At 64.3% G+C, this 26,652-nt stretch carries 23 protein-coding genes; 8 read left to right on the top strand and 15 right to left on the bottom strand.

Annotated elements, in window-relative coordinates:
• Positions 1-43 precede the first annotated feature (43 nt).
• Positions 44-1,243 carry an aspartate aminotransferase family protein gene (locus A3840_RS16655; protein ID WP_067459494.1) on the bottom strand — a complete coding sequence of 400 codons (1,200 nt, stop codon included), beginning with the start codon at positions 1,241-1,243 and terminating at the stop codon, positions 44-46.
• Between the two features lie 381 nt (positions 1,244-1,624).
• Between A3840_RS16655 and A3840_RS16650 the strand changes: the two genes are divergently transcribed.
• Complete coding sequence (locus A3840_RS16650; protein ID WP_067459491.1) at positions 1,625-2,161, top strand: GcrA family cell cycle regulator; 537 nt, start codon at positions 1,625-1,627, stop codon at positions 2,159-2,161.
• A gap of 63 nt (positions 2,162-2,224) precedes the next feature.
• Here A3840_RS16650 and A3840_RS16645 read toward each other — a convergent pair whose 3' ends face one another.
• Complete coding sequence (locus A3840_RS16645) at positions 2,225-3,286, bottom strand: alpha/beta hydrolase (RefSeq protein ID WP_067459488.1); 1,062 nt, start codon at positions 3,284-3,286, stop codon at positions 2,225-2,227.
• A 228-nt stretch (positions 3,287-3,514) separates the two neighbouring features.
• Complete coding sequence (locus tag A3840_RS16640; protein WP_131798358.1) at positions 3,515-4,825, bottom strand: sensor histidine kinase; 1,311 nt, start codon at positions 4,823-4,825, stop codon at positions 3,515-3,517.
• 69 nt (positions 4,826-4,894) lie between these two features.
• On the opposite strand from A3840_RS16640, the gene ppk2 reads away from it, so the two are divergent.
• Positions 4,895-5,749, top strand: a complete 855-nt coding sequence (ppk2, locus tag A3840_RS16635) for a polyphosphate kinase 2 (RefSeq protein WP_067459479.1) — start codon at positions 4,895-4,897, stop codon at positions 5,747-5,749.
• A 112-nt stretch (positions 5,750-5,861) separates the two neighbouring features.
• On the opposite strand, the gene A3840_RS16630 is transcribed toward ppk2, so the two are convergent.
• Positions 5,862-7,103 (bottom strand): aminopeptidase, encoded by a 1,242-nt coding sequence (locus A3840_RS16630; RefSeq protein ID WP_067459478.1) that lies wholly within the window; start codon positions 7,101-7,103, stop codon positions 5,862-5,864.
• Positions 7,104-7,538: 435 nt separating this feature from the next.
• Between A3840_RS16630 and A3840_RS16625 the strand changes: the two genes are divergently transcribed.
• Positions 7,539-9,332 (top strand): ABC transporter ATP-binding protein, encoded by a 1,794-nt coding sequence (locus A3840_RS16625; protein ID WP_067459475.1) that lies wholly within the window; start codon positions 7,539-7,541, stop codon positions 9,330-9,332.
• 28 nt (positions 9,333-9,360) lie between these two features.
• Here the strand turns inward: A3840_RS16625 and A3840_RS19765 are convergent, their stop codons facing one another.
• The 4 genes from A3840_RS19765 to blaOXA form a co-directional block, all read right to left on the bottom strand.
• A complete protein-coding gene (locus tag A3840_RS19765; protein ID WP_165603204.1) occupies positions 9,361-9,537 on the bottom strand; it encodes a hypothetical protein in 177 nt (58 codons plus the stop codon).
• Positions 9,538-10,555: 1,018 nt separating this feature from the next.
• Positions 10,556-11,098, bottom strand: a complete 543-nt coding sequence (locus A3840_RS16620; protein ID WP_067459472.1) for a DUF924 family protein — start codon at positions 11,096-11,098, stop codon at positions 10,556-10,558.
• A 63-nt stretch (positions 11,099-11,161) separates the two neighbouring features.
• Positions 11,162-12,085 carry a VOC family protein gene (locus A3840_RS16615; RefSeq protein ID WP_067459469.1) on the bottom strand — a complete coding sequence of 308 codons (924 nt, stop codon included), beginning with the start codon at positions 12,083-12,085 and terminating at the stop codon, positions 11,162-11,164.
• Between the two features lie 97 nt (positions 12,086-12,182).
• On the bottom strand, positions 12,183-12,998 hold the full coding sequence (blaOXA, locus tag A3840_RS16610; RefSeq protein ID WP_067459466.1) for a class D beta-lactamase: 816 nt from the start codon (positions 12,996-12,998) through the stop codon (positions 12,183-12,185).
• 57 nt (positions 12,999-13,055) lie between these two features.
• Between blaOXA and A3840_RS16605 the strand changes: the two genes are divergently transcribed.
• On the top strand, positions 13,056-13,622 hold the full coding sequence (locus A3840_RS16605) for a DNA-3-methyladenine glycosylase (protein ID WP_067459553.1): 567 nt from the start codon (positions 13,056-13,058) through the stop codon (positions 13,620-13,622).
• Positions 13,623-13,800: 178 nt separating this feature from the next.
• Positions 13,801-14,118, top strand: coding sequence for a plasmid stabilization protein (locus tag A3840_RS16600; RefSeq protein WP_067459463.1), 318 nt, complete (start codon positions 13,801-13,803; stop codon positions 14,116-14,118).
• A gap of 32 nt (positions 14,119-14,150) precedes the next feature.
• Here the strand turns inward: A3840_RS16600 and A3840_RS16595 are convergent, their stop codons facing one another.
• From A3840_RS16595 to A3840_RS16565, 7 genes are all read right to left on the bottom strand, one after another.
• Complete coding sequence (locus A3840_RS16595; protein ID WP_067459460.1) at positions 14,151-16,160, bottom strand: beta-N-acetylhexosaminidase; 2,010 nt, start codon at positions 16,158-16,160, stop codon at positions 14,151-14,153.
• Positions 16,161-16,234: 74 nt separating this feature from the next.
• The gene (locus A3840_RS16590; RefSeq protein ID WP_067459457.1) at positions 16,235-17,101 is read right to left on the bottom strand and encodes a MurR/RpiR family transcriptional regulator; all 867 of its coding nucleotides are present in this window, start codon (positions 17,099-17,101) and stop codon (positions 16,235-16,237) included.
• Positions 17,102-17,130: 29 nt separating this feature from the next.
• On the bottom strand, positions 17,131-18,207 hold the full coding sequence (locus A3840_RS16585) for an ABC transporter ATP-binding protein (RefSeq protein WP_067459454.1): 1,077 nt from the start codon (positions 18,205-18,207) through the stop codon (positions 17,131-17,133).
• A 79-nt stretch (positions 18,208-18,286) separates the two neighbouring features.
• The gene (locus A3840_RS16580; RefSeq protein WP_067459550.1) at positions 18,287-19,483 is read right to left on the bottom strand and encodes an ABC transporter substrate-binding protein; all 1,197 of its coding nucleotides are present in this window, start codon (positions 19,481-19,483) and stop codon (positions 18,287-18,289) included.
• A gap of 108 nt (positions 19,484-19,591) precedes the next feature.
• Positions 19,592-20,434 carry a carbohydrate ABC transporter permease gene (locus A3840_RS16575; protein WP_067459547.1) on the bottom strand — a complete coding sequence of 281 codons (843 nt, stop codon included), beginning with the start codon at positions 20,432-20,434 and terminating at the stop codon, positions 19,592-19,594.
• 92 nt (positions 20,435-20,526) lie between these two features.
• Positions 20,527-21,414 carry a carbohydrate ABC transporter permease gene (locus A3840_RS16570; protein ID WP_067459451.1) on the bottom strand — a complete coding sequence of 296 codons (888 nt, stop codon included), beginning with the start codon at positions 21,412-21,414 and terminating at the stop codon, positions 20,527-20,529.
• A gap of 13 nt (positions 21,415-21,427) precedes the next feature.
• The gene (locus A3840_RS16565; RefSeq protein ID WP_067459449.1) at positions 21,428-22,582 is read right to left on the bottom strand and encodes a Gfo/Idh/MocA family protein; all 1,155 of its coding nucleotides are present in this window, start codon (positions 22,580-22,582) and stop codon (positions 21,428-21,430) included.
• Positions 22,583-23,035: 453 nt separating this feature from the next.
• Between A3840_RS16565 and A3840_RS16560 the strand changes: the two genes are divergently transcribed.
• The 3 genes from A3840_RS16560 to A3840_RS16550 are packed head-to-tail and all read left to right on the top strand — an operon-like array spanning position 23,036 to position 26,501.
• Positions 23,036-24,226, top strand: coding sequence for an MFS transporter (locus tag A3840_RS16560; RefSeq protein ID WP_067459446.1), 1,191 nt, complete (start codon positions 23,036-23,038; stop codon positions 24,224-24,226).
• Positions 24,226-25,659 carry a M81 family metallopeptidase gene (locus A3840_RS16555; protein WP_067459443.1) on the top strand — a complete coding sequence of 478 codons (1,434 nt, stop codon included), beginning with the start codon at positions 24,226-24,228 and terminating at the stop codon, positions 25,657-25,659. The genes A3840_RS16560 and A3840_RS16555 overlap by 1 nt, the downstream gene beginning before the upstream one ends.
• Before the next feature lie 59 nt (positions 25,660-25,718).
• Positions 25,719-26,501, top strand: coding sequence for a DeoR/GlpR family DNA-binding transcription regulator (locus tag A3840_RS16550; protein ID WP_067459441.1), 783 nt, complete (start codon positions 25,719-25,721; stop codon positions 26,499-26,501).
• Positions 26,502-26,652 lie beyond the last annotated feature (151 nt).

Genomic DNA, 26,652 nt, shown 5'->3' with positions numbered 1-26,652 from the left:
CAGCGACCTCGCCGGCGTCCGAAATGATAGAAGGTGAGATACATCAGGACGCCGCTCCATTGGCAGCCGTCTCGGCCTCGATGGCGTCGAAGGCGGCGGCGATCTTGCCCATGGCTTCCTCGATATCGGCTTCCGAAACGATGAGCGGGGGCAGCAGGCGCAGCACATTGTCGCCGGCGCTCATGGCGAGCAGGCCGTGATCCTCGCGCAGCCGCGCCACCATGTCGCGCACCGGCGTCGCGATCTTGATGCCGGACAGCAGGCCCTTGCCGCGCAGTTCCAGCACGTGATCGGGATATTTCTGCGCCAGCTGCTGCAGGTGCCAGGTCAATTTCCGGCCCATGGCATTGACCTGGTCGAGGAAGCCGGGCGCCAGGATGCGGTCGAGCACGGCATTGCCGATGGCCGTGGCCAGCGGATTGCCGCCATAGGTCGAGCCATGGGTGCCCGGCACCATGGACGCGGCGACATCGCCCCTGGCGAGGCAGGCGCCGAGCGGGAAACCGCCGCCAATGGCCTTGGCCACCGCCACGATATCGGGCGTGATACCGCTCCATTCATAGGCGAAGAACCGGCCGGTGCGCCCGAAGCCGCACTGCACCTCATCGAGAATGAGCAGCATGCCATGTTCATCGCAGAGGGCGCGGAGCCCCTGCATGAATTCGGCGCTCATGGCGGTGACGCCGCCCTCGCCCTGCACTGGCTCGATGAGAATGGCGCAGGTCTGCGGGGTGACCAGCGCCTTGACGGAGTCGAGATCGCCGGGCTGGGCATGCTTGAAGCCGGGAACGGCCGGACCGAAGCCCTCGAGGTAATCGGGATTGCCGCCGGCGGCGATGGTGCCCAGCGTGCGGCCATGGAAGGAGCCGGTGAAGGCGATGATTTCGTAGCGGTCCGGCTCGCCCTTGGCCCAGAAATAGTGCCGGGCCGTCTTGATGGCGCATTCGAGCGCCTCGGCGCCCGAATTGGTGAAAAAGACGCTGTCGGCAAAGGTCGCATCCACCAGCCGCTGGCCCAGCCGTTCCTGCTCGGGAATGGTGAAGGTGTTGGCGGTGTGCCAGACCTTGTCGGCGGCCGCCTTGAGGGCGCTCACCAGATGCGGATCGCCATGGCCCAGGGCATTGACCGCGACGCCGGAATGGAAGTCGAGATAGTCTCGACCATGCTGGTCGTAAAGGCGCATGCCCTCGCCCCGCTCGAAGGCGAGATCGGACCGGGCGTATGTGCCATAGAGCGCAGACATGATGAAACTTCCTCTCTTGGAAAGCGCGTTGACGGGCAGCGTGGCAAAGCGGCCACAAAAGGCAAAAACGCGCCGTTCGGCAGCGCGTTTTCGCCACCGGAAATAGGCGAAAAAACCGCCTCAAGTCAATGAGACAGAGCCAAGTGGCTGATTTGACTCAAAGATTGTTAGGGCAATCTTAACCAATGAATAAACGGGGAAAATCGCCCGCGACTCTTGATCCCGATTCCTGCCATGGCGTAATCTCCAAGGCGTTGGGGCACGATATCTCGTGCGGCGGACCCGCTCAACATACGAGCTGTAGATTCTCAAAGCTGCCAGACCGTTTTTGGCAGCGCAATGAAGGATTCTGTTTTGACGATGGTTTCAGGAGCACAATCGATGGGCTGGACTGACGAGCGCGTCGAACTTTTGAAAAAGCTCTGGATGGAAGGTTTGAGTGCCAGCCAGATCGCGGGTGAATTGGGCGAAGGGGTGACCCGCAATGCCGTGATCGGCAAGGTGCACCGCCTCAAGCTGTCGGCCCGCGCCAAGCCGACCAATACGGCGCCGCGCGCCCGCCCGGCCGCGCGCTCCACGCCGCGCCGCGTCGCCAGCCCCTCCGCGGGCATGAGCCATGTCAGCGCCAAGCCGCGCCCGACCATGTCGCGGCCGCAGGTGATGGGGGCCACCGCCCTCGCCGTCACCCCGGACATGGAAGCCGATCTCTATGTGGCACCCGCCAGCCAGGAACTCTTCATTCCCGAGGACAAGCGCCTCAACCTGCTCCAGCTCAACGAGCATACCTGCAAGTGGCCGATCGGCGATCCGCTGACCAAGGACTTCTATTTCTGCGGTCAGCACAGCCTGGAAACCGGCCCCTATTGCGAATTCCACTCGCGCCGGGCCTATCACCAGATGGACAAGAAAAAGCGCTGAGGCGCCTGCCGGATAGAGACGAAAAGGGCGCCGGCGGCGCCCTTTTCGTTTGCGGCCAGGCCGCTATTCGAAGGCCAGGTGTTCGCCGAAAAACGGCAGGACATGGTCCTGGAGGCGGAAGCCCAGCTCGCTGGTGTGATCGCCTTCATAGAGATCGAAGGAATGCTCGATCTCATAGGCGGCAAGTGCCTCGCTCAATTGCCGCGCGCCCACCGCGGCACGATCATCGTCGCCCACATCGATGGCAATGGCGGCATAGCGCTCGAACTGATCGACATATTGGTCGAGCAGGGTGACGCTGTTATTGGCCGCCCATTTCGCCGCCACCGCCTCGTTCAACTCATCGCCGTCATAGGGCAGGTCGAGATAGAGCGGCGGATTGTTGGGATTGGGCGACCAGGCGGCCGCACGCGCGAGGGTGGAGCGGGCCTCGGTGGAAATATCCTCGGCGTCGTCCGGCCCGGTCATGGCCGCGATTTCGGCGATGGCCTCGGCGCTGAGCGGAGCGGGCCCGGTGGATACGCCGCCGCCGGCGCTCATCACGTAGAGGGCGCTGAACACGTCCGCATGCTTCATGCCGATGCGCGTGGCGCCATAGCCGCCCATGGAATGACCGACAAGGCCCCGGCTCTCCCGCTCGGGGATGGTCCGGTAATTCTCGTCAATATAAGCGACGAGATCCTTGGCGATGAAATGCTCGAAATTGCCGGTGGTCCTCGAGCTCGAATACATCGAGCCGTAATAGCGGTTCCACGACGTGGGGAAGACCACGATCATTTCCGGCGTGCCCTTGGCGAAGGCGCCTTCGATGGTCTGGGGCGCATGCACTTCCTGCATCCATTGCTCGGCGCCGATCCAGTAGCCGTGCAGCGCATAGACGACGGGATAGCGTTTGTCAGGATCGTCCTCATAACCCGGCGGCAGCACCACGAAGACATCGCGCTCGGCGCTTTCGCCCATGAGATTGCCCTCGATCGCCGGGCTGTGAACTGAAATCTGCTCGACCTTGGCCGGCAGTGCCCCCTCCACCTTGTCGGGCTGCTTGGTCGTCACCTGGGCGATGGCCGGCAGTGAAAGGGCCGCTGACATGATCATTGCCAGGGCAAGCGAACGATACCGTTTCATGAAAATCTCCTCTCCGAATGCATCTGGTGTATTTTATCTTTCCAGATACATATCATGATAATGGATTGAGACTGCACCTCAAGGCTGAGCGCGGGAACGAAAGTCTAAATTTTCGTGGTACGTACCTCAAACCATCCCGATTCAAAACCGACAAGCCCGATATATATCGATATATCCGGACAGATCGGCGGCTGGAACGATTTTCCATTCCCGGTGCAGAGCTCGCCCCTAAGGCAGCAGCACATCCACCCTCAGCCCTTCGCCGGGATTGGCGCGGCTCTTGATCGTCATCTGGCCGCGATGGCGCTGGATGATGTGCTTGACGATGGCCAGGCCCAGGCCGGTGCCCTTCTTCTTGCGGCTGGCATCGGCATCGATGCGGTAGAACCGCTCGGTCATGCGCGGCACGTGTTCTGGTTCGACCCCCGGGCCGTGATCGACGACGCTGACCTGATGGCGCAGGCCGGGCCGGTCGGTTTCATGGAGGCTGACCTCGACGCTCTTGCCGCCGGCGCCGTATTTGATGGCGTTGTCGATGAGGTTCTCGAACACTTCATAGAGCTGGCTGCGGTCGCCCGTGACCTTGACGGGCTGCCCGGGCAGCTTGAGCACCACGTCGAGTTCGGCCGCCCTTGCCTGGGTCTGCAGGCCCTCGCGGACTTCGCGCAGGAGCCCGGACAGGTCGACCGAGCCGGTGGGGCGCAGATGCTGGTGCATTTCGATACGCGACAGGCTGAGCAGGTCGTCGATCAGCCGGCTCATCCGGTCCGCCTGGCCGCGCATGATGCCGAGGAATTTCTCGCGCGCTGCGGCATCCTTGGCGGCGGGGCCCAGCAGGGTATCGATGAAGCCCATCAGCGAGGCCAGCGGCGTGCGCAATTCGTGGCTGGCATTGGCGATGAAATCGGCGCGCATGGCGTCGACCCGCTTGAGTTCGGTCAGGCTCTGGAAGGTGACGAGCAGGTGCCGGTCGTCATCCTCCAGCCAGGCCTGGCCGGGCTGATGCAGCGGCGCGACGACGACCTTGTCCCAGCTCTCGGACGGCAGGGTTTCGTGCAGTTCGAAGCTGCGGGCCGAGCCGGTGCGCACCGCCCCCTCGATGGCGGCGATCAATTCGGGATTGCGCAGCACCAGGGTCATGACGCGGCCCGGCTGCAGGCTGGGAAATTGCTGGGCGCCCGGCGCGTTGGTGTAGAGCACGGTGCCGCGCCGGTCGAGAACGAAGCAGGGATCGGCCAGGGCCTCGGCGAAGGCCGAAATCGCGCCTTCATCCGCATCGATCCGCGCGGGAGCGGGAATTTCCACGGCCTGGGTAACCGTGACCACCGGAAGCGGCAGCAGGGCCAGGAGGACGATGACGACCAGCAGCCCGAGAATGGCCAGGTCCGGCCGGAGCCCGCCCAGGAGCACGAAGCAGAGGACCACCCCGGCCAGGCCGGCAAGCAGGGGGCCATAGCCGATGAGCCGCGTCAGGGCGGCCTGCGGCAGGCTCAAGGCATTGGCGGGATGGGGATCGTCCATATCCGGTGGTCTGGTCACGGTGTTGGCCCCGCCTCTTGCGCGGGAACCGGCTTCATAGCACGTTCGCAATGACAACGGAGTGACAGCGTGACCGACCCTTTTGACGGTTTTGACATAAACGATCCCGACCTGCCCAAGGCCATCAGGACAGCCGCCTTCACCTCGGGCGGCTATCCCTATGACGAAAAGCTCGACAACGACGATTATGACACGCAGATGTATGCGCTGCAAAAGCAGCTGGTGCTGCACCAGGCGCATATGGCCAAGGCCGGCACGCGGACATTGATCGTGTTCGAGGGCCGCGACGCCGCCGGCAAGGGCGGGACGATCAAGCGCTTCCTGGAAAACCTCAATCCGCGCTTCAACATCATCGCCGCCCTGCCCAAGCCGAACGACCGCGAGCGCACGCAATGGTATTTCCAGCGCTATGTCGACTGGCTGCCGGCGGCGGGCGAAATGGTGCTGTTCGACCGCTCCTGGTACAACCGCGCCGGAGTGGAGCCGGTGATGGGCTTCTGCACGCCCGAGCAGAGCGAGCATTTCCTGGAGGAAGCGCCCGAATTCGAAAAGCGCCTCACCCGGGACGGCATCATTTTGTTCAAGTTCTGGCTGTCGATCGGGCGCGAAATGCAGCTCAAGCGGTTCCACGACCGTCGCCACGACCCGCTCAAGACCTGGAAATTGTCACCGGTCGATCTCGAGGCGCTGAGCAAATGGGATGCCTATTCGGAAGCGCGCGACCGGATGCTGCGGCATACCGACAGCAAGCACGCCCCCTGGACCGTGTTCCGCGCCAATGACAAGAAACGCCTCCGCCTCAACGCCATCCGCACCATGCTGCATGGCGTGGATTATGCGGGCAAGGACGAAGACGAAATCGGCAAGATCGACCGCAAGATCGTGCTCACGGCCGAGGAATTTCTGGGGCTGGAGGGGGAGTAGACCTCCCCTCCGCAAGGTCATTCCCGCGAAAGCGGGAACCCCTGTTTCCGGCGCACTATCTCAACGGAGGTCCCCGCTTTCGCGGGGATGACAGCGTGGAGGGAGGCGGGCATCAAAACGCCCATTCGCCCTTGCGCATGACCGGTTCGGAGGAGCCGTCGGCATGGATGCCGTCGATATCGACCTGGTCGGAGCCGATCATCCAGTCGATATGGATGAGGCTCTTATTGCCGCCCTGGGCGAAGATCTGGTCGGGCGAGAGGTCCTTGCCGCCCTCGAAGCAATCGGCATAGCACTGGCCCATGGCGATGTGGCACGAGGCGTTCTCGTCGTAGAGCGTGTTGTAGAACAGGATGCCGGATGCCGAAATCGGCGAGGAATGGGGCACGAGCGCCACTTCGCCGAGGCGGCGGGCGCCTTCATCGGTGTCGAGCACCTTGTTGAACACGTCCTGGCCCTTGCTCGCCTTGAGCTCGACCATGCGACCGTCCTCGAAGCGGGCCTGGATGTTCTCGATCAGCGTGCCATTGTGGCTGAGCGGCTTGGTGGCCGAAACCGTGCCCTCGACGCGCAGGCGATGGGGCGTGGTGAACACTTCCTCGGTCGGGATATTGGGATTGCAGGTGACCCCGTTCTTGGCTTCGGAGGCGCCGCCCTTCCACTTGTGCCCATCGGCGAGGCCGATGGTGAGGTCGGTGCCGGGGCCCTTGTATTTGAGCGCCGAGAACTTCTTGCCGTTGAGCCAGGTCCAGCGCGCCTTGAGATTGGCGTTATGGGCCTTCCAGGCGGCAATCGGATCGTCCTGGTCGACGCGGCTGGCCTTGAAGATGGCATCGGCCAGCTTGGCGATGGCGACGTCCTCGGGATCGTTGGGGAAGACCAGCTTGGCCCAGTTGGGCGTCGGATAGGAGACGATGTTCCAGTTGATGGCAAAGCTGGTGATCAGCTCCAGCGCCGGGCGATAGGCCGCCGAATTGGCGCGATTGGCGCGCGAGACCTTGTCCGGGTCCTCATTGGCCAGCATCATCGGGTTGTCGCCGGAAATGGCCAGGCGCGCGGCATTGTTCTTATAGGCCTCGGCCATGCCGGCATAGAGCCAGCCGGCAGCCCGGTCGAAACTCTCGTCCCGGGCATGGCGGAAGCGGGCCAGCGTGGTTTCCTCGTCCGAATAGATGCTGGTGACGAGCCCGGCGCCGGCCTTGTAGGCATGCTCGGTGATGCGGCGCACCAGGGGCGCGGCGCTCATCGGCGCGGTGATGATCAGGTCCTGGCCCTCGGCCAATTGCAGGCCGACCTTGATGGCGACCTCGCCGAGCTTGTCGAGTTTGACCGGATCGATGGGGGAATTGCTCACGGGACCATGCCTCTTGCTTTTGAATCATTGGCGGCGAGCCTAGCGCTCCGCCGCGCCCGGCGCCACCCGGCGATGATGCAAATTGTGGGGCTCGGCCGCGGCCGCTGTGACCGATCTGCACCAGCAGGCGTCCCGATCACAAATCCGCCATTGGCAAGAGCGAACGGTTTGGCTACAAACCGTTCGCCGCTTCAATTTTCAGCACAGGGAGGCGTTGCATGACAGCATTCACATTCGCTTCCCCGATGGGCAAGCGCCGACCTTAGGTCCTTGCTCCCCGCGGCCCGCCGATCAAGGCCAGCCGCCCGCGGTTTTTCCGTTTCTCCAGCAGCCCGACATGGCCCCATGGGACCATTGCCGACAGAGGCCCGCGCTGTGTCTTTCATATTCCCTTTTGAGGAACCGGCGGCCGGACAACGGCGCCGGATACGCAAAATGAGTCGCAAGAAACTCGACTTCCGGGCCGATGCGTTCCGCAACGTGCTCGGCTTCACCTTCCGGCACTGGCGCCATCAGCCCGTTCGCATCGCCGGCATCGCCCTGCTGGTGCTGACCGCGACCCTGGCCGAGGCGCTGAGCCCGGTCTTTGCCGGCCGCCTGGTCGACGCGGTCGCCTCGGGCCAGGGCAGCTGGGACATCGCCGTCTCGGCCTTCTGGCTGATGTCGGGCCTTTACCTGGCCTCGGTGGCCCTGCGCCAATTGGTGTTTCTCAACATCATCCCGCTGACGCTCAAGATGATGAGCGACGTGGCCGCCCAGGGCTTCCATCGCGTGCAGCGCTTTTCCACCGATTGGCATGCCAACGGCTTCGCCGGCTCCACCGTGCGCAAGATCACGCGCGGCATGTGGGCGCTCGACCTGTTGAACGACACGCTGCTCCTGGCGCTGCTGCCATCGGTGGTGATGCTGGTGGGCGCCACCATCATCCTGGGCTCGTCCTGGCCAATCATGGGCCTGGTCGTGGGCCTGGGCTCGCTCATCTATATCTGCGTCACCGTCTGGCTGTCGGTCGGCTTCGTGGCGCCGGCCGCCACCCTCTCCAATGCCTGGGACACCAAGGTGGGCGGGGCATTGGCCGATGCGGTGAGCTGCAACAGCGTGGTCAAGGCCTTCGGCGCCGAGGCGCGCGAGGACGGGCTGATCGACAAGGTGGTCGCCAAATGGCGCAAGCGCACGCGGCGCACCTGGCGGCGCGGCACCTTCAATGGCGGCGTCCAGGGCGTGATGATGGTCGCCATGCAGACCGCCATCCTGGGCACGGCGCTGATGCTGTGGCAGAGCGGGGCCGCCACGGCCGGTGACATCACCTTCGTCCTGACCATGTTCTTCCTGCTCCAGGGCCATCTGCGCGATGTCGGCCAGCATATCCGCAACCTGCAGAAATCGGTCAACGACATGGAGGAACTGGTCAACCTGCACGCCCAGAAGCTCGGCATCGCCGACCGTGACGGCGCCGGCCCGATCGCCATCGGCGAGGGGCATATCCGCTTCGACAAGGTGACGTTCCAGTACGGCTCGCACCCGACCCCGCTCTATCGCGACTTCTCGGTGGAGATAAAGCCGGGCGAGCGCGTGGGCCTGGTCGGCCATTCGGGCTCGGGCAAGACCACCTTCGTCAAGCTGATCCAGCGGCTCTACGACCTTAAGGGCGGCGCCATCACCATCGACGGGCAGAACATCGCCGATGTCGAGCAGGCCAGCCTGCGCGGCCAGATCGCCATCGTGCAGCAGGAGCCGATCCTGTTCCACCGCACCCTGGCCGAGAACATCGCCTATGCCAGGCCCGGCGCCAGCCGTGCCGAAATCGTTGAGGCGGCCAGGCAGGCCAATGCGCACGACTTCATCATGGCCTTGCCCAAACAATATGAAACGCTGGTGGGCGAGCGCGGGGTGAAGCTGTCTGGCGGCGAGCGCCAGCGCGTCGCCATTGCCCGGGCCTTCCTCGCCGATGCGCCGATCCTGATCCTGGACGAGGCGACATCGAGCCTGGACAGCGAAAGCGAGGTGATGATCCAGCAGGCCATGGAACGGCTGATGGAAGGCCGCACCACTTTGGTCATCGCCCATCGCCTCTCGACCGTACGCGCCCTGGACCGCCTGCTGGTCTTCGACAAGGGCCGCATCGTCGAAGAAGGCGACCACCAATCCCTGATCCGCCTCAATGGCGGCATCTACCGGCGCCTGTTCGAACGCCAGGCGCTGGAACTGACCAAGGGGCTGGTGGCCTGAAGAAGAGGGCGCCTCAGGGCGCCCTCATTCATTTTTCGTCCCTGTCCTCGCGTTCATATTCGCGCCTGGTTTCGACCTCGGTGGTGACGCGCTCGGAGAGCGTGCGGCTGCGGTTGCGCATGATGCCGTAGATGGCCGCTGCGGCGAGGATGACGACGCCGACGGTGAGGGCGATGAGCCAGAGGCCGGGACCGATTGTCTCCATGGGAAATCTCCTTTCAAGAACAACGGCGCGTAGGGGGAAGAGTTGCGGACTTCGAGCCAGCCCCGCAGGGCAAATCTCTCCAGTGGAGAGATTTGAGGCGAGAAGGCCATGAGCGCAACGCGCGAATGGCGGAGCGCAGCTTGGCCGACAGGCCTAGCGAAGCTGGGAGGGGGTGTCGGCGAGCAGTGGCGTTAGAAATCAAACACCCTGCCGCCCGTCCCCCTCACCCGTCTCGGGCTGCGCCCGATCCACCCTCTCCCCGAGGGGGAGAGGAATAAGGGCAAACGCCGCACCAATTCTTCTCCCCCTCGGGGAGAAGGTGGCCCGAAGGGCCGGATGAGGGGCTTCGAGCCGCCCCGCAGGGCAAATCTCTCCGGCGGAGAGATTTGAGGCGAGAAGGCCATGAGCGCAACGCGCGAATGGCGGGGGAGCTCGCCCCAAGCGCCGAACCCCCACCTCCCCCTCGATGGGGGAGGTAGCGCAGCTTGGCCGTAAGGCCTAGCGAAGCTAGGAGGGGGTGCTCCCACGCACGAGCGTTAGAAATCAACACCCTGCCGCCCATCCCCCACCCCAGCCAGCCATTCGAGCATAGCTCTCATGGCCTTCCCGCTTAAATTCGCTCCACTGGAGCGAATTTGCCTGCGGCCAGCGGGAAGCCCGCAAGGGGGAGGGTGCTGCATCGCGCCTTCCCGGAAAACTTATCCCCGCCCCATCACCCCATATTATCCTCCCCTCATCAGCCGGGTGGAGATGGGGTTGCAACGATCAACCGCCCGGCGACAGTCGGGAGGCCTCTGCATCGTTAACGGAGGCTGGGTCCGGGGATGGGAAATTCCGGTGAGAGCCGGCCCTAGGAAACCCCCTGCCGGAAATCCCGGCGCCCCGAGGCGGATTGCGTCTCGTTTTTATATTCTGAGGCGGAATCCGTCTCGGGGCTTCCATCGACGTTTCAAACCCGGAGGTTTTTATGCCGGCCGGCGCAAAGCCACGCCCGCGCGAGGGAGGAGCATAATGCCGTCTAGAAGGCCCGGCCGTCCTGCTGCTGCATATAGGCCAGTTCTTCCGGCGTGCTCTGGCGGCCCAGGGCCTGGTTGCGAAAGGGAAAGCGGCCGAAGCGGGCGATGGTATCGCGGTGATCGATCATGTATTGCAGCGCGTTTTCATTGCCCATGGCCGCGAAGAGCTTGACCCCCTCGTCCTGGATCACCAGGGATTCGGCATGCATGTAGGGCATGTAGAAGAACATCGCCCATCCCTGCTCGACGGCCATGTCGTGCCCGCCAGCGACCGCTTCCTGGGCCAGCGCCAGAGCCATCTTGTCCTGGGCGAAGGCCTCGGGACGGCCGCGATGCAATTGCCGGGAGAATTGATCGAGCAGGATCAGTTCGGCCAGCCGGCCCTCCGGCGTTTCGCGCCAGGCCCAGGCCTCGCCCCGGGCCACCTGCGCATGCAATTCGGCGAAGCGGTTGCATTTGGCGTCGAATGCCGCATCGCCGCTGAACCAGTCGTCATAGCCATGCTCGACGAACCAGAACCGGATAAGCTCTTCAGGGCCTTGCATTTAGTCCTCCGCCAGGGTGCCGTTCGCCGACACAATCGACGGCGAAGCGGCGCATGTAAAGGTTCAGGCCGCCAGTTCGAGGCGGATCCTGTTGCCGAAGGGGTCGCGGGTCTGGAGATCGTTGCCGACCACCTCGACCGGCGCATGGGCCTGTTCGAGCCGGGTCCTGAGGGCCGCGAGGCTTTCGGCATCGGGCAGGACTATGGTGAAGAAGCGCAGGCCCGCGGCGCCGGCCGGCGACAGGCCGGCATCGGGGCCGGACCAGATGTTGAAGGCCAGCGTATGGGGCATGTAGTCGAGCCCCACATCGCCCATGCCGAAGGACTGGATCAGCAGGAACCCGGCAAAGCCCAGCACGTCGCGATAGAAGTCCATCGCCCTGTCCAGGTCGTTCACATGCACATGGACATGGCCGATGCGGGTGCCGGCGGGCATGCGGGCGGCCAGAACCGGGTTCTCGCCCAGCTCGGCCAGGAGCCCGTCGAGATCGATGGGGTCGCGGCCCGAATGCGGCTTGCCTTCGGCGGTCACCGCATAGGTCTCGCCCTTGTCGGGGTCGCCCAGCGTGCCGCGCCAGGGCGTTTCGAAGGTGATCTCGATACCGTTGCCGTCCAGGTCCCACAGATAGATGGCTTCGGAGACCAGGTGGTCGGTGGGCGAGATGCGGACATTGCGCTGCAGGGCCCGGACCGCCATCTGCGCCAGGTCGGCGCGGTGCGGCACGTGGATGGCGACGTGATAGAGCCCGATCGTGCGCGGAACGACCGGACCCTTGGCGCCGGTTTCGAGCACGATGAGCACCTTGCCCCCGGCGCCCATGGCCAGGGCATTGCCATTTTCGGCGATCAGGTCGAGGCCCACCACGTCCTGCCAGATGGCGAGGGCCCTGGCGCGGTCGGTGACGGCCAGGTGAACGGGGCCGAGCGCGGTGGTCAGCGGCAGGACGGGCTGGGAGCGAACATTGGTCTGGATGGATGTGTCGATCATGACGACCTCCTCTGAAACTGTTGCCCTGGATGTAGTCCGGCCCAGGGTTGTCAAAAAGCGACCAATGGCGAAGGCTTTGTTCGACAATCGGCTCCAGTCAGAGACCGGCCCGGGCGGCGATGTCCGCCCATTCGGCAATGATCGCGTCCCGGGCCCGCAGGCCGCCGGAGATGTCGTGGCGCCGCTCGTCCTGGCTGAGCCGCACGAAGACCACGCGTTGCCCGGCCTTTTCGGCCCAGCCGACATACCAGCCCCAGCCGCGGGCATAATCGAAGCTGTAATCGGCATTGCGCGGATAGGCGGAGCCGGTCTTGCCGTGGATTTGCCAGCCATCGGCGTCGCGCGGGCTTTCCAGCAGGCCGAGAGCGCCGCTGGCGGCCCGGGACGAGACCGGCAATTGCCCCTGGATGAGCGCGGCGAGGAAACCGGCCTGTTCGAGCGGGGAAATCCGGAGCGAGGAGGAAATCCAGGAGCGTTCGAGGCCGTTGTCGCGGCCCGGATCGCCGGAAAAGTCGGCATTGCCGTAGTTGAAGCTGCGGGCATAGGCCGCCAGCTTTTCGGCGCCGAGCTGTTCGGTCAGGCGCTGCGAATACCAGACATTGGAATTGTGCATCCACATGGTGGGGTCTGTATCCTGCCGCCAGGAGGCGATCCAATCGGGATAGCCTTGCTTGAAGGGCAATTTGGGCTCCCGCGCGGAGGTGACGATGCCGGCATCGAAGGCCATGATCGCCAGCGGCAGCTTGAAGGTGGAGGCCGGCGTCACCCGGGTCTCGCAATCGCCCTCGGCCAGCAGCACGACACGGCTTTCCGGGTCGGCCAGAAGCGTGCAGATGACGCCGGCCTGGGCCGGAATGGCGGCGAGCAGCACCAGCATGAGCGCGCCGGCGACGGCAAGGATTTTCGGCAGCATGGATGTCCCTCCCCTATTCCATTTCCCATCGCTCCCGATTCAGGCCAAATGGCGGCCATGCTCGACCGACCCTTCTTCGACCGTCCCGTCCTCGATGTTTCGCGCGACCTGATCGGGGCCTTTCTCGCCTTTGACGGCGTGGGCGGCCGCATCGTCGAAGTGGAGGCCTATGACGAGGCCGACCCGGCCTCCCACAGTTTCCGCGGCCCGACGCCGCGCAATGCGGTGATGTTCGGCCCGCCGGGTCACGCCTATGTCTACAAGATTTACGGCATTCATTTCTGCCTCAACTTCGTCTGCCGCCCCGGCAGCGCCGTGCTGATCCGGGCGCTGGAGCCGCAGGCAGGCTTGCCGCGCATGCATGAGCGGCGCGGCGGCGTGGTGGAAAAGCAGCTCTGCTCGGGTCCGGGCAAGCTGGCGCAGGCCCTGGGCATCAACCTCGATCATAATGGTCTGGCCCTGGATCGGCCGCCCTTCCTGGTCCGCCCGGCCGATGACAGCCATCCGATCGCCACCGGCCCGCGTATCGGCATCACCAAGGGGATGGAGACGCCATGGCGCTTCGTGCTGGCGGGCTCGCCCTTTCTCAGCAAGCCCCTTTCACCGGAACGAAAAGCTTTGTGATCGGCCTTTCCGCAACCGCCCGGGCGTCGCGCCGTTCACCGCACAGGCCGGCGTGTGTCAACCGGACGCGATGGTATAGAGCATGGAGACGGTTTTTTCGGTTTCCCGCTCCAGCCTTTCAACCAGGTCCAGGCTCCTGTCCCATCCGCGCCGCGCCCCCGTCTCAAGGAGAAGAACCATGCCCCAGGGTGACAAGAGCGCCTATACGGACAAGCAGAAGCGGAAGGCCGAACATATCGAGGAAGGCTATGAGGATCGCGGCGTCTCCCACAAGGAAGCCGAGCGCCGGGCCTGGGCGACCGTGAACAAGGACGATGGCGGCGGCAAGAAATCCGGTTCCGGCCGCGGCAAGGATACGGGCCATCCCGCCGCGCATAAGGGCGGCAGGAAAGGCGGCGAGGCTTCGGCCAGCCGCTCTGCCGCGGAGCGCTCCGCCTCGGCCAAGAAGGCGGCCGCGACGCGCAAGCGCAATGCCGAGCACCATGCCCATCATTGATCCTGCCGCGATGCCGAAGCCGGGGCGGCGGCTCAGTCCTCCGCCCAATGGCCGTACATGATCGGCATGAGCCCCACCAAGGCCTTGAAGCGGTCCCAGCTCTTGCGTTCGGGCAGGGTCCAGCCGGCTTCGGCGACGGCGGAGAGGCGTGGGAAGACCAGGCGGTCGAAAATGGCGCGGTCGGTCATGCTCTCGGACCAGATGCAGGACTGCACGCCGAGCAGGTGTTTGAGGCCCTCTTCGGAAAACCCCGCGCGCGCCTCGAATTCATAGGTCTCCTGCGGGCCGGACCAGCCGGCCCAGCCGGCGCCGGGCTCGGCCCAGGACACGCCATTGGCCATGTCGAGATAGTAACGCTGGCCCGGCGAGACGACGATATCGAAGCCGCGCTCGGCCAGGGCGGCATTGATCTCCACATTGCGCCAGCCGATGACATAGGACTTGTCCTTGGCCACCGCATCGCCATGCGCCGCCTCCTCCCAGCCGCCGGTGACGGCGCCTTTCGAGGCGATATATTTGTGCACCCGCCTGATGAACTCGGCCTGCAGGATTGCAGTGGGCGAGCCTTCGATTTCGTCGGCCCCATGGTGATTGCCGAGCTGGTTGAACTGCGCCTCATGCTTCCTGCGCATTTCGGGGCCGGCGATCTTTTCCAGCATGTCGAGCGCCAGCGGCGAACCGGACCAGGCCGCCAGCGGCACTTCGTCGGCGCCGAGATGGAAGATGCCGGCGGGAAAGAGCTCCAGCGTCTCGTCGATCACCTTCTCGATGAAGGTATAGACCGGCTCGTGCGCCGGATTGAGGCTGTTATTGGGGAAGCCCTGGACCGATTGATACTCGCCCTTCTCATCAGGGTCGCGCAATTCGGGGACGGATTGAAGCGCGGCATAGAAATGGCCCGGCATGTCCACTTCGGGGATGATGGCGATGGACAGCGCATCGGCCAGCGCGACGATGTCCCGCACCACCGCCTTGGAATAATAGCCGCCCGTGGGCTGCGGACCGGAACCGAGCAGCGGCGGCAGGGCCTTGCCATGGCCTCGCCAGGCCCCGATCTCGGTCAGCGCCGGATAGGCCTCGATTTCCAGGCGCCAGGCCTCGTCCTCGGTCAGGTGCCAGTGGAACTTGTTCATCTTATTCCAGGCCAGAATGCGGATGAGCCGGCTGACCTCCGCCCCGGTATAGAATTGCCGCGCCACATCGAGATGCGAGCCGCGGAAGGCAAAGCCGGGCTCGTCGCTGATCACCCCGCCGATGGGGAAGGTGAACGTGCCCGGATGAAGCCGCGCGCCGCGCAGCATGTGCCCCAGGGTCACCAGGCCATAGAACAGGCCGGCGCGGGTACTGGCCGAAACCGTTGCACTGTTTTCGGCAAAGGCGATGTCATAGGCCTCCGGACCGAAACCGGCTTTTTCGACGACATGCACCGGCATGCCGGCCTCCGACGCGGGCCGCACGATGGCTTCGAGCGGAAAGAGTTCGGCCGTGAGATCGGCAAAGGCCTGGGCGGCGGCACCGGCCAGCGCGCCTTGGGGTTTCAGATCGAAGCCGGGCGGGGCGATGCGATTGCCGGTCGTGGCCACGTGCCGGGGCCAGGGAATGATGGAATGCGCCACCGGCGCCTTGGCCGGAACGGGGAATTTCGCGGCACCTTTGAGCAGGGGCGCATTGTGGCCCTTGCCCCTGGTGGGCGCCGTCGGGATGGCGATGATGGCGCCGTCATCGAGCACCACATAGGCCGAATTGGCGCCGTCACTCCAATGGCGCAGGCCATAGGAAAGGCCGCGAGCGGTGGCGGTCCAGGTCTGGCCCGGCTGCAGCACGAAGCCCTCGGGCGGGGCGATCAGCGTGTGATTGGAGAGACGCTTGAGCAGCCGGCCGTTTTCCAGCGTCGCATGCGGATCGATGCGGGCCGGCCCGGAAAAGCCGAGCTGGAAATTGGCAATGGGCGTGTCGCCCTCATTGGTCAGCTCGATGCCGTAGCCCAGGGGCTCGTGCTCGTCGGCGGGAGACCAGGTGGTGACGAGGGAAAAGGCCGGCATGGCAAAATCCTAAAACAAGCGGTGACTATCAAACGGCGGCATTGCCCGAAGGCGGAGTGGATAAGCATCGACCATCAATCCCCCAGCGGCTGGGCATCGTCGCCGTCGCGATTGACGACGAGCTGATGCTTGATCCGTCGCATGGTGGAGATGGCGGACGGCCCCAGGCGCGTGGCGACGGTCTGGGACAGCACGTCGACGGTTGCGAGAAAGGCGTAGCGGCCGGGCGTGGGGCGCAGGATGTCGGAGTTTTCGTGCCAATTGACCGGCAGGAGAATGTCGGCCTTGTCGGAAACCATCGAGCCCGACCGCGTGGCCACGATACGGGTTATGCCGTATTCGCCGGCCACGGCCAGCGTCTTCGCCAATTGCGCATTATTGCCGGAGAGCGAAAAGGCGACAATGACCGTGCCGGCGGGCGCGGCGGCGACTCGCATGAGTTGGAGCTGATGATCGTCTGTCGAGGCGACTTTCAAGCCAAGCCGAAACAGGCGCGTTTCTATTTCACCGGCCATCATGGAAGAAGCCCCGCCCGAGCCGAAGGACAAGACGAAACTCGATTTGACGAGGCTTTCGGCCGCCCGTTCCACGGCCTTGAAATCGAGGCTGTCAAAGGTCTCGTAGATGATCGACTGGATGCCGTTGATCACGCCCTGCGCGATCTCCGGGACGCTGGACGGCCCTGCCGCGGGCGCGAAATAGCGCTGGCCGACGAAGCGGGACTGGGCCAGGCGCACCTTGAAATCGGCATAGCTATCGCAGCCCAGCCGACGGCAGAAGCGGGTGACGGTGGGCGGGGAGACCTCGGCCTGGGCGGCCAGATCCACGATGGACATCTTGAGCACGCTCTCGACATCGTTCAGCACGATCTCGGTCAGCGCCCGCTCGGAGCGCGTGAACGCGTCCTTTTCAGTCTGCAGGAGCCCTACGATATCGAGCATGGCGCTTTCCCCCGGCCGTCATTGCCGGCCTAATACACGGCCAGGCCCTTGGCGTCGAACAGATGCACCTTGTCCGTGGCGAAGCTCATCCGCACCGGCTGGTTGTCCGCCAGTTCGGGATTACCCTCGAAGAGGCCGATGAAGTTCTCGCCGCCCGGCAGGGTCGAATAGGTGATGGTGTGGATGCCGAGCTGCTCGACAATGTTCGGTCTGGTTTCGAGCGTGAACTCGCCGTCGCCCAGCTCAAGATGCTCCGGCCGGATGCCCAGGGTCACGTCCTGGCCGGCAATGGCGGTGCTGGTGCGCGGCAAGTCGATGACGCCCAGGGCCCCGAGATCGATCGTCGCCCAGGTGCCGTCGGCCTTGCGGACCTTACCGGAAATGAAATTCATCTTGGGGCTGCCGATGAAACCGGCGACGAAGAGGTTGTCCGGCTTGTGATAGAGGTCGAGTGGCGAGCCGACCTGAGCGATGGTGCCGGCATCGAGCACGACGATCTTGTCGGCCATGGTCATGGCCTCGACCTGGTCATGCGTCACATAGATCATGGTCGAGCCGAGGCGCTTGTGCAGTTCCATGAGCTCGATGCGCATTTCCGAGCGCAGGGCCGCGTCGAGATTGGACAGCGGCTCGTCGAACAGGAAAATCTTGGGCTGGCGGACAATGGCGCGACCGATGGCGACGCGCTGGCGCTGGCCACCGGAGAGCTGTCCGGGACGGTGCTGCAAACGGCTCTCGAGCTGGAGCACCTTGGCCGCGGCCTGCACGCGGGATTCGACTTCCGCCTGGGGGAGTTTCTCGACGCGCAGCGGGAAGGCGATGTTCTCGTAGACGCTCATATGCGGATAGAGCGCATAGGACTGGAAGACCATGGCGATGCCGCGCTGCACCGGCGGCAATTCGTTGACCACGCGGCCACCGATCTCGATCTCGCCCTGCGAGACGTCCTCGAGACCCGCGATCATGCGCAGCAGTGTGGACTTGCCGCAGCCGGAGGGGCCGACAAAGACCACGAATTCGCCTTCGGACACATCCAGATCGATGCCCTTGATGATCCGGGCTTCGTTGAAGCTCTTTTCGAGGCGCTTGAGGCTCAGTTGCGACATGGTCGGCGTCTCCGGCAGGACGTGTCAGAAGCGGGTCGGCCGCCGTCCCCGAAGGGGCGACGGCCAAGTCGTTAGGATGTTACTTGTACTGCTCGAGCTCGGCAGCGGCCTTTTCCAGGGCAGCCTGGGGTTCGGCCTGGCCGGTCACGACGGACTGAACCATTTCGATCATGACGTTCTGCAGACCGATATAGTCGGTGAACAGCGGCTCGGGACCACCGAACTCGATGCCGTCGAGGAACGGCTTCCAATAGGGCTTCTCGGCAACCAGTTCATCAGAGTGGAGCGGACGGAGCGGGGTCAGGCCCTGGGCCATTTCGGCATCCCACTGGCGCTGGCCATCGGTGATGAACTTGGCCAGGCTGATGGCCTGATCTTCAACGCCAGTGCCCTTGAACACGGCCAGGGCGTCGGTGATCAGCAGTGTGCCCGGACCCTTGGCATCGGGACCCAGCGGAAGCGGAGCGACACCCCAGTTCATGCCGGCTTCGTCGGCAAGAATGCCGGCGTTGACGGACGCTTCGATCATGGCGACGCCACCGTCGAGCCAGATGGCGCGGACTTCGTTCTGCTCGTAGGCAGTCGGGCCTTCTTCCGAGTAGGGAATGATGTCCTTGAGCGCGGTCAGGGCGGCCAGGACCTGCGGGGAGTTCAGAGTGATGTTGCCATCGGCATCGATCACCGAGCCATCATTGGTGTAAACCCAGTGGAGGAACTGGTGCATGGTGTTGTCGAAGGTCTTTGCGACGGCACCATAGCCGGCAGCATCGGTGTTCTCGGTGATCTGCTTGGCAAAAGCGATCTTTTCTTCCCAGGTAGCGGGCGGGGTCTCGGGATCGAGGCCGGCGGCTTCGAACAGGTCCTTGTTCCAGAACAGGGCCTTGGTCGAGAAGGCCACCGGGACGCCCCACTGGGTGCCGTCGAAGGTGACGGTATCGGGCACGTAGTTGTAGTAGGCGGCCTTTTCCTCGTCGGTCATCGGCACGGGGACGATGAGGTCATTGAGGGCGAACTGCTTGAGCGTGCGCGAGCCGACATAGGCCAGGGCAACGGGCGTGCCGGCGGCGGCGAGCGTGGTCACCTTGTCCTGGCACTGGCCCCAGCCCACGACTTCGGGCGCAACCTTGTAGCCGGGATTGGCAGCTTCCCATTCGGCGAAGTAGTCGGCATAGCCGGCGGTCAGCTCGTCACCGCAGTTGATGAAGCTGATTTCCTTAACGTCCTGGGCGAAGGTGCCGGATGTCGCGCTGGCGAGAGCCAGCATCGATACGGCCATCAGACCGATTGTCTTGTTCACTTTTAGTCTCCCTTGAATGTGGCCCGAAGGCCCGCTCCGGAGCCGCCCAGCCTTGCGGGCTGAACAATCTCCAATCCCTTGTTTCCCCTATTGTTTCACGGCGCCGGCGGTGAGACCCGCGACGAGATAGCGCTGCAGGAACACGATGACGATCATGACCGGCAGGATTCCGACGAAGGACGCTGCCATCAGCTCGTTCCAGATCACTTCCTGCTTGCCGAAGAAGGCGAAGAGCCCGATGGGCAGCGGCATGAATTCCGATTTCGAGTTGAAGGTCAGCGCGAAGATGAATTGCTGGGCGTAGGCGCCGATGAAGGTCATGATGGCGACCACGACGATGCCGGGCATGGCGAGCGGCAGGATGACCCGGCGCAAAGTGTAGAGGCGCGACGCGCCATCGACCCAGGCGGCTTCGTCCAGCTCGCGCGGAATGCGCAGCATATAGGTGCGCAGCAACCAGATGGAGCTGGGGATGAGGAAGGCGGCGCCGGGCACGATCATCGCCCAATAGGTATTGAGCAGGCCCATGGTGCGCATCAAGCGGAACAGCGGGATCAGCAGCACGGCGCCCGAGAACATGTTGACCGCGAGGAACCCGGCCAGCATCAGGCCCGAGCCGGCAAAACGGAAGCGGGCGAAGGCATAGGCGGCGGGCACCACGATGACGACGGCGATGATCGTCACCACGGTCGAGATGAAGAACGAGTTGAAGATGTGCATGCCCAGCAGCGGCACCGAGGTCCACATGGTGACGTAGGAATCGAAGGACCAGACCCGGGGAATGAAGCTGTAGGGCGTGGAGAAGAGCTGCGACAGCGGCTTGAGCGAGACCAGGAAGCCTTCGATGAAAGGGGCTAGTATGAAGAAGAGGAAGACGCCGATACCAGCATAGATGGCGGCGACCTCGTACCACTTGTAGCGGTCGATCATCGGCCGAGCAGAGCCGCGAACCTTGCTCGCCCTGGCCACATCGGCAGCGGCCGCCGTCGTGGCCATGTTGGTGCTGGTGGAGACGTGGTCGGTCATTTGGCTTCTCCCTGCTGCAGCTTGCGGACGGCGCGGAAGTAAACGATGCAGAAGATGGTCACGAAGATGGAGATGACCACGGCACGGGCGGCACCCTCGCCATATTTGCGGGAGCCCATGGCCGTTTTGTACGTGTCGATGATCATCGTGGTGGTCGAGCCGGACGGGCCACCCTGGGTCAGGATCCAGATGATGTCGAAGGAATTGAAGGTGGCGATGAGCGAGAGCAGGCTCATGGTGATGATGGCCGGCACCATCAGCGGCAGCGTGATGCGGCGGAAGCGGTAGAAGCGGCCGGCGCCATCGGTCCAGGCGGCTTCATGCAGGTCCTTGGGAATGGATTGCATGGCGGCCAGGAAATAGATGGTCACCATGGGCACGCCGATCCACACGTCGGTGATGATGGTGGCCCAGAAGGCGGTGTTACCATAGGCTAGCCAGGCGACCGGCCCATTGGTGATGCCAAAATTCTGCAACAGGCCGGAAATCATGCCGAACTGGCCGTTATACATCCAGCCCCACATGAAGATGCCGATGGCCATGGGCACGATCCAAGGCGGCATGGTGAGGATGCGGAAGACGGTCTGGCCGGGAATGGCGGCATTGAGCAGGACGGCGCCGAACATGCCGATAATCATCTTTATGGAGACCGAGAAGAAGGTCCAGATGAAGGTGCGCAGGATGACTTCTGTGAAATTGCCGGCCGAGAAGATGCGCTGGTAATTGGCCCAGCCGATGAAATCATATTCCTGGCGCAGCGAGGCATTGGTGAAGCTGAGGATGATCGTATCGACCAGCGGATAGGCCACGATGGCCAGGATGTAGATCAGGGCCGGAGCCAGCAGTGCGAGGGCGAAGATCGTGGCGCTACGGGTACCGGTCATGTCTAAGGCCTCCTCAGCTCGCTCGGCCCAGGGCAGCGTCGAATTGCCGCCAGATCGGGGTCATGTCGACAACGGAGCGGGTTCGCATCGCCTGGTCCATGGAGAGGGCCAGCAGCCCCGCCTCGAGCGCGTCGGTCACCGATACCGGCAGGGCCGCGCCTTCGAGCATGTGCTTGAGAATATCCTCGGCCATCTGCTCGTCGGCGCCATAGTGCTGGGAGAGGTCCGAGGTCTTGTAGGTCTTGTCCTCGAGCCGGTTCGCGGTGCGGCTGTCGGTGACGCGGAAATAGTTGCGGATGAAATCGCCTTCCGCCATGCCCTTGGCGCCGATGACCGCGAAGCGGCGGAAATCGTCGGGCACGTTCATATTGGTGTGGAAGGTCAGCGCCGCACCGTTCTCGTATTGAACGATGGCGGTCTGGAAATCGATGATGTCGCCATCGCTGTCGAAGACCTTGTCGGCGCCCTGCCAGCCGGACGGCTTGCGATAATATTCGGACAGGTCATTGGCCCCCTCGCCCTGGGGCGCGTTTTCCGGGGTGAAGCTGCGGCGGCCGCCGAAACTGGCTACATAGAGCGGCCGGCAGCCCATGACGCCGTTATAAAGATCGAGGTCGTGACAGCATTTTTCGAGCATGAAGCTGCCGGCATATTTGGAATAGCGGCGCCAGTCGCGCATGAAGAAGGCGCCGTGATAGGGCGGGATATGCTCGGAGGCCTCGATGGAGGCGATATCGCCCAACTGGCCCTCGGTCTGCGCCTTGCGCAGGTCGACATAGAGCGGCGCGTAGCGCAGCACCAGGCCGACCATGACCCTGTCGGAGCCGTATCTGCCGATCAGTTCGGCCAGCGCCATGGTGTCTTCCACCGAGGTCACCACCGGCTTTTCGGCGAAAATCTTCATCCCGCGCTCGAGGCCGATACGGATATGATCGAGATGGAGGTGGTTTGGAGAGCCGACCATAAGCAGGTCGAGATTGCCCTCGTCGATCAGTGCTTCGAGGCTGTCATAGGACCGACCGACGGAAACGCCATGCTCCTGCGCATAGGGGAGACCGGCCGGCGCCGGGTCGACATAGCCCACGATCTCGAAATCGTCCCGCGCCACGGAAAAGACGCGCGCCAGATAACCAAGACGATAGCCGAGGCCGACAATGCCTACCCGCATAACCGCAATGCTCCCTGCCTTATTAGACCGCCGATCTCTTTGTGGATCGGTGACGTTTTGTGTAAACGATTTTCAAGACTAGGCGTCTTCTTGACGCGATGTCAACACACATTCGACGCCAATACAATACCAATTTAAGCCACTCTGGCGCCCTGCCTAATTCCGGGGCGTTCCGCCTTGTTTATAGGCCAGATTTTGCCGAAAGCGTCGCGGAACGGTGTGGACAAAAGTGCAGACAAAAGGCAGCATGTCGTAATTGGTATCCATGTGGCCTCTTTCAGGCTGTGGTCATTTGGTGTCACGCGTGAAAATTTGAAACAGCGCTGGCGAACGTGCATCAAATCGCCGGCGCGCCCACCATCGCCACGGTGGGCCCTATTGCCCTTCCCGGCCGCGCCGGTGCAGCCCGACAGCATGTGCCGGCGATGAACAGGTTCCTGGAGACACACGCCCATGGCTTTCTTCACTCCCCAGCGTCTGATCATGCTGGTCTTCTTCCTGCAGCCCATCGCCTTCGGATCCTGGTTGCCGCGCATTCCCGAGGTTCAGGCGGGACTGGGCCTGGGACCGGCAGCGCTGGCTCTGGCGCTGCTCGGCATGCCGCTGGGAACCCTGCTCACCCTGCCCTTTGCCGGGCCGCTGGTGGGGCGGATCGGCGCCCGCACCACCATCATCGTCGGCTTCGTCTATTATGCCATCGCCGCCAGCCTGCCGGCCTTCGCGCCAGAGCCGATCATGCTTTTCATAGCGCTGATGCTGGCCGGCTCGGCCATCTCCTTTCTCGAGCTGGGCCTCAATGTCGGCGCCGACGGCGTGGAGAAGGCCACCGGCACGCTGATCATGACCAAGTCGCACGGCTTCTGGTCGGTCGGCATCATGGTGGGCAGCCTGATCGGCTCGGGCATGGCAGGGCTGGGCATCGAGCCGCGATGGGCCATTCTGGCGGTGGCGCTGGTCACCATGCCCATGGGCATCGCGGCCGGCCTGGCCCTGCCGCGCCTCGACAGCGAAGCGCCGGCGGAAGGCGGCGCCCAGCGCTCGGCCTGGTCGCTGCCCAGCCCGGCCCTGCTCGGCATCTGCCTCTTCGTCTTCGGCATCACCATGACCGAGGGCGCCATGGCCGATTGGTCGGCGATCTTCCTGCGCGATGCGCTCAGTGCCGAAGGCGGCATTGTGGGGCTGGGCTATTCGGTCTTCGCCTTCATGGTGGCGGCCGGGCGCTTCAGCGGCGATTTTCTCAAGGCGCGGCTGGGCGCGGTGGGCATTGCCCGGCTGTGCGGTGCGCTGGCGGTCCTGGGCGCCACCCTGCTCTATCTGGCGCCCAATGTCATCGTCGCGCTGATCGGCTTCGGCACGATCGGCTTCGGCGTGTCGGTCGGCTTCCCGCTGGCGGTGACGGCGGCGGCCGGCATCGGCGATCGGGCGGCGTCGGCCAATGTGGCGGTGCTGTCCTTCGTCGCCCTGACCGGCTTCCTGATCGGGCCGCCGATGATCGGCTTCGTGGCCGAGCACAGCGATATCCGCATCGGCATTGCCTGCGTCGTGCCCTTCCTGCTGCTCAGCCTGGTGCTTGCCGGCCGGCTCCAGTCCCGCCCGGTACGCGCCGGGCACAACCCCGAAGCCGACGTTCCCGGAGTGCTGTGATGCGCATTGCCGTTGCCGGGCTGCATATCGAATGCAGCACCTATAATCCCGTGCTCAATCGGGAGGCCGATTTCCGCGTGCTGCGCGGGCCGGCCATGCTCAAGGACCAATATTTCGATTTCCTGACGCATTTTCCCGCCGAGTTCATCACCATATTGCATGCCCGCGCCATTGCCGGGGGACCGGTGGCACACGACACCTATGAGACCTGGAAGGGAGAAATCCTGGCCGGCCTCAGGGCCGCGCAGCCGCTGGACGGGGTGTACCTGCCCATGCACGGCGCCATGTTCGTCGAGGGCCTGTTCGACGCCGAGGGCGATTTCATCGCCGCGGTGCGCGAGGCCGTCGGGCCGGATGTGCCGATCTCGGCCAGCTATGACCTGCATGGCAATATCAGCCAGGCCATCATCGACAATCTCGACATGTTCTCCACCTATCGCACCGCGCCGCATATCGATGTGCCCGATACGATGCGCCGGGCGGTGACCATGCTGGTGCGGGCGCTCAAGACCGGCACGCGGCCCGTTCTGGGCTGGGCGCCGGTGCCGGTGCTGCTGCCGGGCGAGCGGACATCGACCCAGGACGAGCCCGCCCGCGGCTTCTATGCGCAATTGCACGAGATCGAGGAGCCGAGCGGCATCTGGGATGCCTCGTTCCAGGTCGGCTATGTCTGGGCCGACGAACCACGGGCAACCGCCTGCGCCGTGGTGACGGGCACCGACCGCGCCGCCATGGAACGGGCGGCCCTGCGCCTGGCGCAGGATTACTGGGACATTCGCGACCAGTTCGTGTTCGGCATGGAAACCGGCTCGATCGCGGATTGCGTCGCCCGGGCCATGGCCAGCCCGACCCATCCGGTGGTGCTGGCCGAATCGGGGGACAATCCCACCGGCGGCGGGGTCGGCGACCGGGCGGAGGTGCTGGCGGCCTTGATCGCACAGGATGCGCAGGGCGTGATCTTTGCCGGCATTGCCGACAGGGCCGCTACCGACATGGCCTATGCGGCGCGCATCGGCGGCAGGACCCGGCTTTCGATCGGGGCCAGCCTCGACCCGTCCAGCACGCCGGTGGAGGCCGAGGCCGAAATCCTGTTCCTGCTCGAAACCGAGGAACCGCGCCTGCGCGAGGCTTTGGTGCGGATCGGCGGCATCGACCTGGTGCTGACCGCTCGCCGCCGGCCCTTCCACAATATCGCCGATTTCACCCGGCTGGGGCTCGATCCGCGGGGGGCGAAGATCGTGGTGGTCAAATCGGGCTATCTCTCGCCCGAACTGGGGCCCATCGCCAATCCCGGGATCATGGCGCTGTCGCCGGGCGTCGTGGACCAATTCGTCGAGCGCACGCCGCGCCGACACACCAGAAGGCCCAGCTTCCCCTTCGACCGGGATTTCGATTTCACGCCACGAATGCAGTGGTCGGCGCGGGCCGGCTAGGTGCCCTTCCCCCGCCTCCTGCTTTCGTTTAATCACGAAACGAAAGCAGGGGAACGCCCATGAATCCCGCGATGCGGCAGGCCAGGATCGTCGAACTCGCCCGGCAGGAGGGCGAGGTGAGCGTGGATGCGCTGGTCGCCGCCTTCGCCGTCACGCCGCAGACGATCCGCAAGGATCTCAATGTGCTGTGCGAGCGCGGCGCGCTGAAGCGCACCCATGGCGGGGCCATGCATCCCTCGGGCGTCGAGAATGTGGAATATGAGGCGCGCCGGCAGATGGCCCCGGCGGAAAAGCGCGCCATCGGCCGGGCAGCGGCGGCGCTGATCCCCGACAATGCCTCGCTCTTCATCAATATCGGCACGACGACCGAGGCCGTCAGCCAGGCGCTGACCGGGCATCGCGGCCTCATGGTCATCACCAACAACATCAATGTGGCCAATCATCTGCGCGTCGTCCCCTCGATCGAGGTGGTGATTGCCGGCGGATTGGTGCGGCCGGCCGATGGCGGTATTGTCGGCGAGGCGGCGGTGGACTTCATCCGCCAGTTCAAGGTCGATTTCGCCGTCATCGGCGTCTCGGCCATCGATGCCGACGGCGCCCTGCTGGATTTCGACTATCGGGAAGTGAAGGTGGCCCAGGCCATCCTCGCCAATGCGCGGCACGTGATCCTGGTGTCCGATTCCAGCAAGTTCAGCCGCACCGCACCGGTGCGCATCGGCCACCTGTCCCAGGCCCACAGCTTCATCACCGATCATTGCCCGCTCGAGTCCATCCGCCAGGTCTGCGCCGAGGCGGGGGTCCGGCTGGTGGAGACCGGGCCCGAAACGCCGCGCCAGGAATAGCAAGGTTCAAAGAGCCTTCCGCAGCCATGGCGTGCCGAAGTGCCGGACGGCATAAAAACCTCCGGGTTTGAAACGTCGATGGAAGCCCCGAGGCGGATTCCGCCTCTGAGTATAAAAACGAGACGCAATCCGCCCCGGGGCGTCGGGATTT

Origin of the sequence: Devosia elaeis, from assembly GCF_001650025.1 — a bacterium.
Classification (GTDB): domain Bacteria; phylum Pseudomonadota; class Alphaproteobacteria; order Rhizobiales; family Devosiaceae; genus Devosia; species Devosia elaeis.
This window is presented reverse-complemented; position numbering and strand designations above follow the sequence as displayed.